Origin of the sequence: Cohnella zeiphila (genome assembly GCF_014212055.1) — a bacterium.
Lineage (GTDB): Bacteria > Bacillota > Bacilli > Paenibacillales > Paenibacillaceae > Cohnella > Cohnella zeiphila.
Genome location: NZ_JACJVO010000048.1, coordinates 42,621 through 56,535 on the forward strand (window position 1 = coordinate 42,621; position 13,915 = coordinate 56,535).

The 13,915-nt window shown below is 59.7% G+C and carries 13 protein-coding genes; 2 read left to right on the forward strand and 11 right to left on the reverse strand.

What is annotated here, in order from left to right; translation table 11 throughout:
- Positions 1-2: 2 nt before the first annotated feature.
- Entirely contained in the window at positions 3-1,802 is a 1,800-nt protein-coding gene (locus H7C18_RS31360; protein ID WP_185133071.1) for a cache domain-containing sensor histidine kinase, read from the forward strand.
- Between the two features lie 158 nt (positions 1,803-1,960).
- On the opposite strand, the gene H7C18_RS31365 is transcribed toward H7C18_RS31360, so the two are convergent.
- Complete coding sequence (locus tag H7C18_RS31365; RefSeq protein ID WP_185133072.1) at positions 1,961-2,128, reverse strand: CxxH/CxxC protein; 168 nt, start codon at positions 2,126-2,128, stop codon at positions 1,961-1,963.
- A gap of 25 nt (positions 2,129-2,153) precedes the next feature.
- Entirely contained in the window at positions 2,154-3,461 is a 1,308-nt protein-coding gene (locus tag H7C18_RS31370; RefSeq protein ID WP_185133073.1) for a S1C family serine protease, read from the reverse strand.
- A gap of 179 nt (positions 3,462-3,640) precedes the next feature.
- Between H7C18_RS31370 and H7C18_RS31375 the strand changes: the two genes are divergently transcribed.
- Positions 3,641-3,835 (forward strand): hypothetical protein, encoded by a 195-nt coding sequence (locus H7C18_RS31375; RefSeq protein ID WP_185133074.1) that lies wholly within the window; start codon positions 3,641-3,643, stop codon positions 3,833-3,835.
- Here the strand turns inward: H7C18_RS31375 and H7C18_RS31380 are convergent.
- The 9 genes from H7C18_RS31380 to H7C18_RS31420 form a co-directional block, all read right to left on the reverse strand.
- Positions 3,825-4,628, reverse strand: coding sequence for an MBL fold metallo-hydrolase (locus H7C18_RS31380; protein WP_185133075.1), 804 nt, complete (start codon positions 4,626-4,628; stop codon positions 3,825-3,827). The two genes, H7C18_RS31375 and H7C18_RS31380, sit on opposite strands and share 11 nt — an antisense overlap.
- 42 nt (positions 4,629-4,670) lie before the next feature.
- Positions 4,671-5,456: a two-component system regulatory protein YycI gene (yycI, locus tag H7C18_RS31385; RefSeq protein ID WP_185133076.1), complete on the reverse strand. Its 786-nt coding sequence runs from the start codon at positions 5,454-5,456 to the stop codon at positions 4,671-4,673.
- A 71-nt stretch (positions 5,457-5,527) separates the two neighbouring features.
- Positions 5,528-6,811: a two-component system activity regulator YycH gene (locus H7C18_RS31390; RefSeq protein ID WP_185133077.1), complete on the reverse strand. Its 1,284-nt coding sequence runs from the start codon at positions 6,809-6,811 to the stop codon at positions 5,528-5,530.
- Positions 6,808-8,637: a cell wall metabolism sensor histidine kinase WalK gene (gene walK, locus H7C18_RS31395; RefSeq protein WP_185133078.1), complete on the reverse strand. Its 1,830-nt coding sequence runs from the start codon at positions 8,635-8,637 to the stop codon at positions 6,808-6,810. The genes H7C18_RS31390 and walK overlap by 4 nt, the downstream gene beginning before the upstream one ends.
- Positions 8,634-9,377, reverse strand: a complete 744-nt coding sequence (yycF, locus tag H7C18_RS31400; protein WP_185133079.1) for a response regulator YycF — start codon at positions 9,375-9,377, stop codon at positions 8,634-8,636. Before yycF ends, walK begins: the two co-directional genes overlap by 4 nt.
- 63 nt (positions 9,378-9,440) lie before the next feature.
- Positions 9,441-10,508, reverse strand: coding sequence for a WD40/YVTN/BNR-like repeat-containing protein (locus tag H7C18_RS31405; RefSeq protein ID WP_185133080.1), 1,068 nt, complete (start codon positions 10,506-10,508; stop codon positions 9,441-9,443).
- Positions 10,505-11,050: a PadR family transcriptional regulator gene (locus tag H7C18_RS31410; protein ID WP_185133081.1), complete on the reverse strand. Its 546-nt coding sequence runs from the start codon at positions 11,048-11,050 to the stop codon at positions 10,505-10,507. Before H7C18_RS31410 ends, H7C18_RS31405 begins: the two co-directional genes overlap by 4 nt.
- Before the next feature lie 170 nt (positions 11,051-11,220).
- Complete coding sequence (locus H7C18_RS31415; protein ID WP_185133082.1) at positions 11,221-12,768, reverse strand: M23 family metallopeptidase; 1,548 nt, start codon at positions 12,766-12,768, stop codon at positions 11,221-11,223.
- Between the two features lie 169 nt (positions 12,769-12,937).
- Positions 12,938-13,723 carry a hypothetical protein gene (locus H7C18_RS31420; RefSeq protein WP_185133083.1) on the reverse strand — a complete coding sequence of 262 codons (786 nt, stop codon included), beginning with the start codon at positions 13,721-13,723 and terminating at the stop codon, positions 12,938-12,940.
- Between the last annotated feature and the right edge of the window lie 192 nt (positions 13,724-13,915).

Genomic DNA, 13,915 nt, shown 5'->3' on the forward strand with positions numbered 1-13,915 from the left:
CCATGTTGCCGCAGCCCGGAGGTCTTCCCCGCCGCCGACTCCGCCTATCCCTCAAGCTGAAGCTGCTCGGCGTGCTGATTCCGCTGTCGATCGCTCCGATCGCTCTCGCCAGCGTCGGCTGGTACGAGACGATGTTCCGTTCCAGCATGAGCCATTCCGCCGCCATCACTTCCCAATATTCGCAGCTTGTCGCCGAGAACATTTCCCAATACACGGACGGCGTCAGCCATGCGCTCGACCCGCTTCTGATCGATCTTAACTTCCAGAAATACTTGAAAACGCCCGCCTCCGACATCGTCTCGCAAGCCCGCTATTCCCTGGCGTTCGAGCCGCTGATCCAGAGCTTCATCCAGTCCCATCCGGAGCTGCTCGGGGTCGTGTACACCGACCGGAAAGGCAAGATACTCTATCAATCTTATCAGAAAAGAATGAATTACATCTATCCTTTTGACGCCGACCCGTTCTTCGCCGCCCTGCCGCAGATCCGGGAAACGACGCTAAGCCCGCCTCATTCGGCTTCCTATCTGCTGGACAAGCCGGAAGAGATTCTGTCGGTCGTCCGCCCGGCGTTCGATCTGTCCAGCGGGCAAATCTCCGCTTGGTTGATCGTCGATATCCGCGCCGAGTATTTCCGGGAGCTGATGAGAGGGGCTTACCCCGACAAGGACGGGCAAATCCTGCTCTACCATCCGCAGAGCGGAGCGGTCGTCGCCAACCAGCAGATGGATCGCCCGCTTCTGGAACGGCTGCGCGGCGCCGTTGCCGAGCACGATCCGCAAGCACGGGAATGGACATTCACTTCGGAGCGCGCCTCCTATCAAGCCGTACTCGAGGATGTGAAGATCGGCGGCTGGAAGCTGGTTTGGGTCGCTCCGCTCGACGCGATCACCGACGGGGTGAGGAGGTCGCTTCGCTGGACGCTGATGATCGCGGTCTTCGCGCTCGCACTCTGCTGCTTCATCGCCTTTCCCGCCATGCAGGCGGTTCTCCGGCCGTTGGACAAGCTGGTCGGCGGCATGCGCAAGCTGCCCCGGGGCCGCTACGAGCCGATTCCCCAGCCCGCCGGTCACGACGAGATCGGCTTCCTCGTGCAAACGTACAACCGGATGGTCGTCGAGCTCGAGCGGATGGAACGGGAAGTGTATCAAAGCAAGCTGCGCGAACGGGAGAAGGAAGTGCTGCAGCTGCAGGCGCAGACCAATCCGCATTTTTTCTTCAACACGCTGGAGACGCTGGATGCTTATGCCGCTCTGAACAAGGCGGAAGCCGTCAGCGACATGGTGCAGACCGTGTCGCGAATGATGCGCTACAACGTCCGCAACGACGACGGCTGGGCTCCGCTCCGGGAGGAGATCGCGTACATTCGCGATTTCCTGAACATTCATCGCCACCGCAACGGCAAGGAAGTGCGGACGGAGTGGGAGATCGATCCGGCGCTAACGGACGTTCCGGTAATGCGGCTGTCCATCCAGCCCTTCGTGGAGAATGCGCTCAAATACGGGTGGAGTCCGGCGTTGTCCGCGGAGGAGTTCCGCTTGACGGTCTCCGCCGGCCGGATAGGCTCGGCCCTGCGGATCGCCGTTCGCGATACGGGCGTCGGAGCCGATCCGGCAGCGCTGGCCATGATCAGTCGCCTGCTGGAGCAAGGAGTCGACGAAGCCGATCCGTACTTCAAGCGGCATACGGGCATCTACAACGTTTATCGAAGGCTCGTCCTCGTTTACGGCCCTCGGGTGCGGGTCGCTTTCCGCGGCGGTCTGCTTAGCGGAACGGAAGCGGAGATCACGATCGAGGACGGATGAGAGGGCATAAAATAACCCCACAAAGTGGGGCTTAGCTTCGAAGCTTATTCAGGTACTTTGCGGGGACCCCGGGAACTTATAAATTCTTATTGGTTAACAAAAGCCCCCGGCTCCTTCCTTCGGAACCGGGGGCTGGCGCTCGCCCGTAAGCCGGGCGGCTAGACGACAAGAATCGCGGCGGGAGCGTCGCACCACTCGCAGCGCTCCGGCGGAGTCCAGCCGGTAAACCGGGTCTCCGCAAGATTGACGAGATCCGGCGCATCCTCGTATTCGTCCACGAACTTGTCGATGGCCAGTTCTACATGCTCTTTGCACACACAGTACATTCGGTGAGCGATCCTTCTTTCCTCATCATTCGTCGTCATCGTCGGGAGGCTCAGCCAGCTTCACTTTAAGCTCTAACGGTTTCCCGTCGCGATAAAGCGAGACGGCCAGCGTATCCCCGATTTTCTTGGAACCGTACAAATACTTGCGAAGCGCCAGCATGCCGTCGATCGGCTTGCCGTCCAGCTTGACGATGATATCGTTCAGCTGAATACCTGCGTCCTTCGCGGGACCGACCGCCTCCAGCACGACGACGCCGTCCTTTACGCCCTTCGGAACGACGAGCGGGTCCTCGTCCTGGCCGTCCGAGGACGAATCGCTCCCTCCGGAGCTCCCGTCCTGCGTTGCCGAAAGTCCCGCCTGATAGACGGATAGATCCATCGAGTAGATGCCCAGATAAGGACGGAGCACCTTGCCGTGTTCGATCAGCTGGTTCACGATCGGAGCCGCGTCGTCGATCGGAATCGCGAAGCCGATTCCTTCGACGCCCGTGTCCGCCACCTTCATGCTGTTGATGCCGACCACGTCGCCGTTCAGATTGACCAGCGCGCCTCCGCTGTTGCCGGGGTTGATCGGCGCCGAGATCTGGATGACTTCTTCCTCCCAATCGTAGACGCCGTTCTGATTGATCGACACGGGAAGCAGGCGGTTCAGGTTGGAGACGATACCGTCCGTCAAGGAATCGCTAAGGCCCAGCGGATTGCCGACGGCGATGACCGTCTCGCCTTCCCGCAAGCCGGAGGACTTGCCCAGCGTCGCCACGGCGCCGACGCCCTTGTCGTCCACCTCCAGCACCGCCAGGTCGGAGATCGCATCGGCTCCGACGATCTTCGCCGTCTTCTGGTCTCCGTTCACCATGACGACCTGCACGCTGCCCGAATCGGCCACGACGTGCGCGTTCGTAATGATGAGCGCCTTTCCGTCCTTTTTCTGAAAAATGACGCCCGATCCGAGGTTTGCGTTCTCCAGCGAATCGTCGCCGCTCGGTGCGTCCGCGCCGTCTCCTCCGTCTTCCTGCTTGGGCCGGTTGATCACGCTGACGACGGCCGGACGTATCTTGGCCGCGGCGTCGATGATCCGTTCCGACGTCTCCACGATCGGCTGGCCCGACGCCAGCGCGGGGACGCTGCGAGGCTCCGAGCCCCGGTCCAGGAAAAGGGTGAAGAGCACGGCGACCAGCAGCGAGCTGACAAGCGAAGAGAAGAGCGCGACGCGGAAGACCGAGCCTTGGCGCATGGAGCTTCGGCCGAAAGACGGCTCTCTCCGTCTGTCAAGGCCTCTGCGGGTCTTCCGCGGTACCCGCGTGGAGTAAAAATCGTCATCGAAAAAACTCATGGCCGCACCATCCTTTTCTCCAGGCCCCTGAAAGCCCCCCACGCCGCCGCGCTCTATGAATATCGCTTAGATCGCTGGAATGATCTTCGCACGTTTTGACTAAAATACTAATAGAATTGCCGAACCGAAGCAAGAATAGACTTCTCATAATTCTTATGTAATGAAAGGAAGAGATGTCAATGCCGCCATCCGCCTGGACAGGCTCGTTCCTCGACGTCGCCGCCAAGCTCTCCGACTTGAGAGAAGACAATTACCGCCAGCTCCTTGCGCTCAGCACGCTGATCGAACTGCTGGTCGAGAAAGGAATCGTATCGCCTGAAGAGATGCGGATGAAGGCGGCCGAGATGGAAGACGAGCTGGACGCTATGATTTGACCAGATCCCATTCGGTCGGACGGTCGTAATAGGTCTCGCAAATCGAGAATTCGTCCCGTTGATAGAAAAAACCGTTGTCTTCCAATATCGTATTCACCGTCAGCTTGGCCAAATCCATCAGATTGTGCTCTTGGCTCAAGTGGGCCAGATACACCCGTCGCATGCCGCCGGACAACAACCGGCAAAGCGCGTCGCCCGCGGCTTCGTTCGACAGATGTCCGGTATCTCCCAGAATGCGTCGTTTGATGTTCCAGGGATACCGGCCCATCCGCAGCATGTTGACGTCGTGGTTGGACTCCAGCACGAGCACGTCCGAATGCTTCAGCTGATTCATGACTTTGTCGCTGACATAACCGAGATCGGTCGCCAGACTCAACTTCGCTCCGCCGGAACGGAAGCAGTAGCCGACCGGTTCGGCGGCGTCGTGCGAGATGGCGTACGATTCGACCCGCAGATCGAAAATCTCCATCTCGCTGTCCGCCGGCATGATCCGCCGCTGGCTGTCCGCCAGCTCGCCGATCGACTTCGCCATCGCGGCCCACGTCTTCTCGTTCGCGTAGACGGGCAGCTCATACTTGCGGGCCAGCGCGCCCAGCCCTTTAATATGGTCCGAATGCTCGTGCGTCACGAAGATCGCATCCAGATCGCGTCCGGACACGTCCCGCTGGTTCATCAACTCTTCGATCTTTTTGCCGCTTAAGCCCACGTCGACCAGCACCGTCGCCGCGTCCGAAGACACGACCGTCGCGTTGCCGGTCGACCCGCTGGCCAGCACCGTAAACCGCAGTCCCATGATGTTGTCCTCTCGTTTCCCCGTTCTCCCATGCTTCTTGCGCTACCCGCCGATCCCGGCAACTCCGTCCGCCGCGGGCTTCTCTCCCGACGGATCGGCCCGGTCGGTGACAACTTCGCCGCTGTTGGCATTAACATAATAAACTTCGCCGTCCTCCAGCAAAACCCTCCAAGAAGGAATCGACACTTGCGTCTCCGAGTCGAACATTTGCCCGTGATAGCCCAGCTCGATCTCCTTGATCGCCGAACCGGCGGGCAAGTAATTTTTGATCAGCTTGTCGACCGCCTGGGTGGCGGGCAGAACCTTCTGCGGCTTCTCGCTGCCGAACGTCACGGAGTCTATGCGGTCTTGCCGGTAGCCGGTTATTTTCTGATTCTGATAGTACAGTTCGACCCGCACGTCGAAGATAGGCCAATCCCCTTCGACCCGATTCAGCACGAACATCTTCTCGTTGCTTCCGGGATTGTCGAAGCGGTATTTCGCCAGCTCCGGGATCGTTCCGCCGAGCGACTGCTGAAGCTCCTCTTCGGAGAAGACGATCCTCGTGTTCGGCGGCGGATCGAGCGGAGTCGGTTCGCCTTCGGCGGAAGCCGGAGAATCCTTCAGGCGGTAGGTCAGCTCCCGCATCAGGGGCATCTCGGTCGGAATCTCGGAGTCGATCCGGATGCCCTTGTTCGTCATGAGCTGCCGCGTCTCCGGAGAGAGCGAAGTCCAGTCGACGGCCGAATCGATCCGTTCCCGCCATTCCATCCAGAGCTGGTAGCCGAGCACGGCATTCAGCAGCAGGAAGGCGAGAATGAGCACGCTTTTGGCCCGTCCCCAATCCACTTCGCATCTCTCCTTTCGGGTGGGATTCTCCTTGGAGCTTCTTCGAGCTTCTTCGAACTTCTTCAGGCCGATCAAGGAACGGCCCGAATTTCGCCGCTCGCTAGCCGAATCGCCCAGACGGGCTCCATCCTGACGGAATCCTTCTGGAGCGTCGGCCGGAACGCCGGGAAGATCGACTCGACGACCTCGGCTCCCGCCGCCGCCTGGACCTTATTGCGCAAGGAGCTGCCGGCGGACAGCTGCCGCGGAGCCAGGTCCTTGCGCTCCTGCTCGTTCAGAACGAGCAGCGACCGCTCGTAGGAGGAGACGAACCCTTGCTGGATCGTCAGTTGAATGTAGCCGAAGCGGAAGCCGCTTGCAGGCAGGATCGGAAGGCCTTTGTAATACTGCTGGAACCGGATGACGCTGTCGGCAGACGTGCCTTCGCCTCGCACGAACCGGTGGCTGCCGATCCAGCCGCCGTGCTGGTTCACGAACTGAACGGCGCTGGCGATATTGTCGCCGAGGTCGTTCTGGCTGTCCGTCGGGGCGGCCGGGTCGGTATAGGACATCCATCCGCCGGCCTGCTCGATCTGCAGCCCTTTTTTGCCGTCCGTGTAAATCTGCGTTCCGTCCTGCCGGTCCTGGATCATGCGCGTCGTGCCGGGATCGAAAAACAGGTTGCGCTCGATCTGGTCCGGCGTGTAGCGGGTGAACGGAACGTCCGCGGAACCGTACGACCTCGGCTTCTCCGGCACGTAAACCCCGTTCTGCCAGTACGAGAACGGCGTCCAGTACTGGCCGAAGCCGGTATACTGGTTGACGTCCTGCACCGTCAAATCCGCGCGCAGCGCTTCATAGACGTTGCGGCCGTCGGCGCTGAAGAAGAACGTCCGCACCTCGTCCCGGTCCTTGCGCGCGAAGATCCAGATGCGGCTGATCGAGTCGGCCGAGAACAGGAAGTTCGAATCGATCTTGAAAACCCGCTGCAGCAGCTCGAACGGAATCGCCCGCGCGAACCGCACCTCGATGCCCGGGTCGTCGCGCCGCACCTGGTCCCAATCGATCGAATCGACCGAATCGCTTTGGAACCCCTTGAACTCGCGGGCCACCAGCTTGTCGAGCACCCGGTCGTAGAAGGAATCGTTCGGATAGAACACGGTGTGCTTGTCCCCGCCCATATGGACGACGAGCTCCTCCGGCAGCAGCAGCTGTTCTACCTTCATCTCCGGGCCGAGCGAATCGGTCTTCACGTAGTCCTGCTCCGTCCGCTCGTTCGCTTCCATGCTGGGCATGCTGTATGCGAGAAAATAACTCTGGATCAAGCTGATCAGCACCAGTGCGGCGAGCAGAACCGTCTTGCCCTTCTCGATCACGGATGCTCACTTCCTTCCTGCGCCGGAGGAAGCATCACCGTCACGGTCGTTCCGACGCCCGGCTCGGATTCGAGCGAGATGGTTCCCCCGTGCGCCCGCACGATTTCCCGGGCAATGGACAGGCCGAGGCCGGTCCCGCCCATGCTGCGCGAACGGGCCTTGTCGACGCGGTAGAACCGGTCGAAAATGCGGCCGAGATCTTTCTTCGGGATGCCGATCCCGGTGTCCCTCACCGCCACGGCCAATTGGCCGGCTTCGTTCAGCCGGGCCGAGAGCGAGATCGAGCCGCCGTCGAGCGTGTACTTGATCGCATTGGAGACGAGGTTGTCAAGCACCTGGTCGATGCCGTCGCGGTCCAGCCACGCTTTCTGCAGATCGGGCTCCACCTGCACTTTGACCGTGATCGCTTTCTGCCGCAGCTGCAAGGAGAAGCGGTCGACCACTTCCTCCATCATCTCCGCCATGTCGGTCTGCTGCCGGCGAACCGGCGCCTGGCGCGAATCGAATCGCGACAGGTGGAGCAAGTCCGTCACGAGCCGGATCATCCGCTCGGTCTCGCTCCGGATGACGCCGACGAAGCGCTCCGCCAACGGCGGCTCCTCGAGGGCGCCGTCGTCCAGCGCCTCCGCATAGCTCTTGATCGTCGTCAGCGGCGTACGCAGCTCGTGGGAGACGTTGGCCACGAACTCGCGGCGGGACTCCTCCAGCTTCTCCGACTCCGTCACGTCCTGAAGAACGGCGATGCTGCCGACCACCCCTTTGTCGCGGCGGCGAATCGGCGTCAGCGTCACGCGGAAGACGAGCGGGTCCTCATCCTCCCCGAGCGAACGCTGCAGGAGCAGCTGCGATTCCGTTCCCTGCAGCGCTTCCGCCACCGGCTGCTTGTCGATGTCCAGCGTCTCGGACACGGTCTTCCCTTCGATGTCGTCGAGCCCCAGCATCGTCCGCGCGCGGCGGTTGGCCACGATGACCCGGCCGATCTCGTCGGTGGCCAGCACCCCGTCGCTCATGTTGGCGAGAATCGAAGCGAGCTTCTCCTTCTCTTCCTCGTTGACGGACAGCGCCTCGCTGAGCCGGTCGGTCATGTCGTTGAACGCGGTGCTGAGCTGGCCGATCTCGTCGTTGCCGAGCACCGGCACGCGCTCCTCGAAGCGGCCTTCCGCGACCGCCGCGACCTGCCGGGTCAGCGCCTTGATCGGCTGGGTGATCGTCCCCGCGATCAGAATGCCGAGCAGCGCCGTCATGCCGAGCGCCAGCAGCATCCCCGTGACGAAGATGCGGTTTACCCGCTCCACCGTCACGTACAAGTCCTTCATCGAAGCGACGATGTAGACCGCCCCGACGATTTTGTCGCCGCTCATGACAGGCTTGGCGATGACCTTCTTGCGAATGTTGTCGGAATCGATGATCTCCTCGGAATTGTCGCTAATGCCCTGCAGCGCGCGGCTGACCAGCAGCGACGTGTTCTTGCGCCCCACGTACGACTGGTGCTCTTCCAGCGACGTAGCCAGCACGCGGCCGCTCGAATCGAGCACCTGCGTCTCGGTGCCGCTGCTGCCGAACAGGCTGCCTACCAGCTGGCTCAGATAGACGCTCGTCCCTTCCTCCACGTTGCCGGCGTTGTCCTGTTTGGGGATTTCCGAAGCGGCGAGCACCGTCAGCAGCCGCGCCTGATCGTTCAGGCCGCTCGTGAAAGAGTTGATCAGCGAGCTCTTCATCGTGCTGATAAAATAAACCCCGATCAATTGCAGCGCGATCAGGATAAGAAGCAGCACCATAATGATGAGCTTCGCCTGTATCGTGCGGAACGGCTGAAGCAGCTTCATCCCCCATAACCGCCCGGCGCCATCTTCGGATTGCGCATCAAGTAGCCCAAGCCGCGGCGGGTCAGGATGATGTCCGGCTTGCTCGGGTCGTCCTCAAGCTTCTCCCGCAGCCGGCGGATCGTCACGTCGACCGTGCGGACGTCGCCGAAATATTCGAACCCCCACACCGCCTGCAGCAGGTGCTCGCGCGTCATCACCTTGCCGCTGTTGCGCGCCAGGTAATGAACGAGCTCGAATTCGCGGTGCGTCAAGTCCAGCGGCTGGCCGTTCTTGTACACGACGTACATGTCCGTGTCGATGAACAGGTTGAACATCCTCAGCCCTTGCCGTTCCGGCTCGCCGCCGGACTCTTCTTCCGCTCGCGGCGCGTCCAGCTTCCGCTGGCGGCGCAGATGCGCCTTGACGCGGGCCAGCAGTTCGCGCGTGCCGAACGGCTTCGTCACGTAATCGTCGGCCCCCAGCTCCAGGCCGAGCACCTTGTCCAGCTCCGTGTCCTTCGCCGTCAGCATAATGATCGGCGTGGACAGCCTTCCCCGCACCTCGCGGCAGACGTCCATGCCGTCCTTGCCCGGCAGCATCAGATCGAGCAGGATGAGATCCGGATCCAGCTCGAACGCGAGGCGGACCGCCGTATCGCCGTCGAACGCGCAGACGACCTCGTAGCCTTCCTTCTCCAAATTAAACTTCAGAATATCCGCAATCGGCCGCTCATCGTCGACCACCAATATTTTCCCAGGCATTGCAAGAAGCCTCCTTGAGGGGAAGCGATTTAAAATTCTCTTCTATTCTAACATAATGCCCGTTCAACGCGAACCGCCGCTATCCTTATTCAAGACAAGCAAGGCGCTTCTATGCCTTCGATGAGGCTGTTGGCGAATGTATTCTTCCTTCCACTCCAGTTCCATGGCATTCCACGTGATCCCGCTATCCGCCGACCGGTAAAGCCCGCGGTTGTTCAAGGCATAGAACACGCCCGGTTCGGCAGGGTCGGCTGCCAAATTGGCGACCATCGTTCCTTGCGCCGGCGGAAGCCCCCGTTGGACTTTCCGCCAAGGCCGGCTGCCTTGTTTTCGATAGATAACGGAATGGGCTGCCGAATGATCGTAAGCCGCACGGGCATCCTCGGAAGCGGAAACGAGCAGGATGTCCGGATCATGGGAGTCGACAGCCATTCCGAACAGATAGCGATGCTCCAAACCGTCGCTGTCGGGCGCCCAGGTATTGCCGCCGTCCAGACTTGCGAGAACGCTGCGACCGGGAACGGCCACGCCATCGCTGCAGGCCGCATGCACGCGGTTCGGCCTTTTCGGATGGGTGATCAGCGCATGCGCGTCCAGCGGATGACCCGGCTCCGTATCGATCCATTCCCCGCCGCTGTCTCTCATCCGGATCAACGCGCCGGCTTCGATGGCGACATAAAGACCGCCTCTCGCCGCATCCTCCGCGATGGTTCGAACGTTGTGAGTTTCGGGTTTCGGAGGAAAGGACCATTTTGCATAAGAAGAGAGAGAACGGATGTCGCCGCATTCCGTCCACCGGCTTCCGCCATCCTCCGAGACGTACACCGAACTTAATTCCGTTCCCGCATAGACGACCCCGAACCGGCCGTTCCTTCGCGACGGGCTAACAAAGACGGATGTGATCGTGCCGTCGGGAATCCCATCTTGCAACGAGGTCCAATGATCTCCTCCGTCATCGCTAACCCATAGTCCTTGCCCGTCCGTTCCGCAGTACAGCCGATCGGACGCGAAGGGATCGGCTGCCGCGCAAGTCGGCTGCATGCCCCGCAGCATGTACTGAAGCCGATAAGCGCCGCCAAGATCATCCGCGACAACCAACTCTTCCGGCATACACAGCAAAAAACGTTTCATTCCATTCCCTCCTTGGCCGTTTCGATTCGATCCGCTTCCTTCTCCACCCATTCGATATCGGCGAGGATCATGTGCTTGCGATGATCCAACATGCGCATCACCTGATAGAGTTGCTTGTCGTCGATCTTTTTGGAAGCTATCATCTCGGATAAAGAGTTGACGTATCTCAGGTTATTCCGAAGATACTGGATATACTGCCTCAGACAGGCAATCCGGGCTTCCTTGGGAACAAAATGGAGATAGGCGAGCCGAAACTGAAACGTAAGCTCGGCGTCCGTGTGGTTCTCAATTGGGGAGACGATCAGCGTGTGAAACCGTTCGCGTCCTAGCTCGGTGAGACGATAACTCTTTCGCGCCCTGCCGCCTTCGTTCTGCTCGCTCTGCGTGATCCACCCGTTCTCCTCAAACCGGGTAAGGAGCGGATATAACGTGCCCGCACTGATCTTTCGGTTCGGTCCTACCGCGTATTGCAATCTTTCCTGCAAAACATAACCGTGCTTATCCTCTGCCATCAGTTCGCCAAGGACAAATAAATCATACATTCCGGCACACCGCCTTTCTATATCGATCCGTTACATCGATTCGATATAAATAATACATCGAATCGATGTATCCTGCAATTGACTCTCGATGTTCACTGCGCCGTTAAACGTAAGAGACCGGCAGGGGCCCCTGCCGGTCTCTTACGTTTGCTCTTCTGTTCCGCTTAACCTTACAAGTAACTCGTCGGATTGCGAAGCTTCCCGTTCAGATGAATCTCGAAATGCAGATGGATGCCGGTGGCGTCGCCCGTCTCGCCCATAATGCCGAGGACGTCGCCCTTGGAGACGACCTGTCCCTCCTTGACGTTGAAGCTCTTCAAGTGGCCATACAGCGTCTCGAACCCGTTGTTATGATTGATAATGATGCAATTGCCATAGCCCGTCTTCTGGCCGACGAATTCGACCGTGCCGTTGTCGGCGGCCATGACGTTCCGATTGCCGACAATGTCAAGACCTTTGTGCATGCGGCCCCAGCGCGTGCCGTAGTAGCTGGTAATCTTGTGTCCCGATACCGGCCAAGCGAACTTGCCCGTGCCTTCGCTCGGAATGACCTTGGTCCCCTTCAGAATGATGGTGGAGACAGGCGCCTGCAGCACGGTGGAGGACAATTGCTCTTCCTCGATCATCGTCCCGTTGCGCTTGAGCAGCCGGTAAGTGACTTGGCGCTTGCCGTTCGTCCCTTCCCGCAGCGTCTTCTGCTGCCCCGCCTTGATGTCGTCGCTTTTGCGGATCTCGACGGGCGGGTCGATGACTTCGATCTGGGTCACTTCTTCTTCCGACTGAATGTTTAGCACAGGATTATTCTGGGTAATATCCAGTACATCGCCGACTTGGATATAGTCGTCCTGGATCCACGGATTGTTCGCATAGATGACGGAAGTGGGCACCTTCGTCTTCTGGGCGATGCAGCCGATGCAATCGCCGGCCTGCACCGTGTATGTCTTCTTGTTCGGATTGCCCGTCGTCAGCTTCTTGTATACGTCTTCCGGATCGCTCAGATCGCTTGCGTTGATCTCGGCCGGAATCGTCTGCACGTCTTCCTCGAAGCTGACCGACTTGACGACGCGGGACGGCTGGGCTTCCTTCGCCGCGTTGTACGACAGCGCCTGGACCGACAGCTTGGAATTGCTCTTCTCGGATGAGCCCGGTACGAACTTCTCCTTCACCCGCTCGAGAATGTCGTCCGCGGTCTCCTTGTCCTTGACGATCGCGATCGTCTTCCCGTCCACGACCAGTTTGACGCCGACCGCATGCGACGTCAGGGAGCTTTGAAGCGCCGCGAGCGTTGCCTGGTCGTCGGGCTGTTTTTTGTAAGCACTTACAGTCTCGTATGTAACCTTATGGTCATCCAGCTCATAATGGACATTCGAGTCTGCTTTCGCCAGCGCTTCCGATTTGGCCTTCACGGCGTCCTCGACCAGCTTCTGGCTGCTGATCTCCCCGATCGGCTTGCCGTTCAGCATTACTTGGTAGTACGTATTCGTATGGGCTTGAACGTATTGGTTCGTTCCGAAGGCGGCTCCCGCAAGGACGACGATAGCGGCGGCCGATAGGATCGCCGGTGTCCGATAGCGGGCAATGCCGGTTTTTGTCGAAACATGGGTCTTTGGTTTGAAGGCGTTTAGTCCTTTCAAGTACCCTGATCGAACGAGCGAAAGACCTCGACGCAGGACGTTTCGGGTCTTGCCGGTCCGATCCGTATTCTTGAAAACGGCCATGAGCTTCTCCTTTTCGTTCCCGTTTAATAACGTAATTCCGGTTCCGGTCGGAGCCTGTTTTTAACTTTAGCATATCTTTAACGAACCTATCAATAAATCCAAGATGAAGAATATCTCATAAAAAGGAAAAAACCGCCGAGTCTCGGCGGTTTTGCTCGAATGGATAGGACTATGGAACTAGCGCATCCGACGTCGGCTGGAGCTTCTCCATCACCTGATTGTACTCCTCTTCCGTCAGGACGCCCTTCAGCAGCTTCTGTACCTGGATCAGCTCGTCCGCCGTCAATCCGCCGTCCAAATAAGAGGATAGCTGCTGCAGCTGATCGGCGTTAAGCTTGGACACCACTTCGGCGAAAAGCTTCTGCCGGTCCGCGTCGCTTAGGGAGCCCGCTTCCCCGGCCGATCCGGCGTTCCAGACGGGTACCGCGCCATCATCCGTTCCGGAGTCTCCGGCCGCCCCCGCCTCGGTCCCGCTGTCGCCTTGCGGGGCCGGGGAACCTTGGCCCTCCGTTTCGTCGCCCGTTCCCGAAGAGATGGATCCGGATGCGTCGTCCGAGGCTTGCCCGGTTCCGTCTCCCGAATCCGCGGGAGTCGGGGTCAGGGTCGGCGTAGGCAAATCCGATGTCCAATCGCTTCCGGCGGAATCGTCGCCCTGCGTCTGACCGCTATCCGGCGTGCCGGACGGCAAAGGCGTCGGCGTCGGCTCGGCCGACTCCGATGGCGAGACCGATTCCCCGCTTGCCGACTCGGCGGTTTTGGGCGGCTCGTGCACCCCCCACAGCTTGCCCCAAACGCCGGACAGCGCGAACGGCTGCACGTCCAGCGGAATATCCATCTCCTGCAAGACCGTCTGTACGTAGCTGTTCACGATGTAGCCGGTGGTCCAGACGCACAAGAAGCTCAGCAATACGGCGCCGGCCACCAGCCGGGCGGCCCACTCGACCCATTTCCACATCCTCCGTTGTCCTCCTGACACTCGTTTTCTAGTATCAGTATGGGCAAACCTCTTAGCTCTCATTCTCTTTACGGCGAAATGAGATATTTCTAAGAGGGCTTCTCCAGACGCGTCGGATCTTTGAAAAAATAAGAGGCGGAATTCCCTTGCGTTGGGATCCTGAGCAACAACAGCAAAAACCAGCTAATGTTT

Bases quoted from the DNA above. Each gene is read 5' to 3' on its own strand.
- H7C18_RS31365 (WP_185133072.1), bottom strand. From the start codon at position 2,128: ATGTACTGTGTGTGCAAAGAGCATGTAGAACTGGCCATCGACAAGTTC.
- walK (WP_185133078.1), bottom strand. From the start codon at position 8,637: ATGAAGCTGCTTCAGCCGTTCCGCACGATACAGGCGAAGCTCATCATT.
- H7C18_RS31380 (WP_185133075.1), bottom strand. From the start codon at position 4,628: ATGGGACTGCGGTTTACGGTGCTGGCCAGCGGGTCGACCGGCAACGCG.
- H7C18_RS31420 (WP_185133083.1), bottom strand. From the start codon at position 13,723: ATGTGGAAATGGGTCGAGTGGGCCGCCCGGCTGGTGGCCGGCGCCGTA.
- H7C18_RS31375 (WP_185133074.1), top strand. From the start codon at position 3,641: ATGCCGCCATCCGCCTGGACAGGCTCGTTCCTCGACGTCGCCGCCAAG.
- H7C18_RS31415 (WP_185133082.1), bottom strand. From the start codon at position 12,768: ATGGCCGTTTTCAAGAATACGGATCGGACCGGCAAGACCCGAAACGTC.
- H7C18_RS31360 (WP_185133071.1), top strand. From the start codon at position 3: ATGTTGCCGCAGCCCGGAGGTCTTCCCCGCCGCCGACTCCGCCTATCC.
- H7C18_RS31410 (WP_185133081.1), bottom strand. From the start codon at position 11,050: ATGTATGATTTATTTGTCCTTGGCGAACTGATGGCAGAGGATAAGCAC.
- H7C18_RS31370 (WP_185133073.1), bottom strand. From the start codon at position 3,461: ATGAGTTTTTTCGATGACGATTTTTACTCCACGCGGGTACCGCGGAAG.
- H7C18_RS31405 (WP_185133080.1), bottom strand. From the start codon at position 10,508: ATGAAACGTTTTTTGCTGTGTATGCCGGAAGAGTTGGTTGTCGCGGAT.
- yycF (WP_185133079.1), bottom strand. From the start codon at position 9,377: ATGCCTGGGAAAATATTGGTGGTCGACGATGAGCGGCCGATTGCGGAT.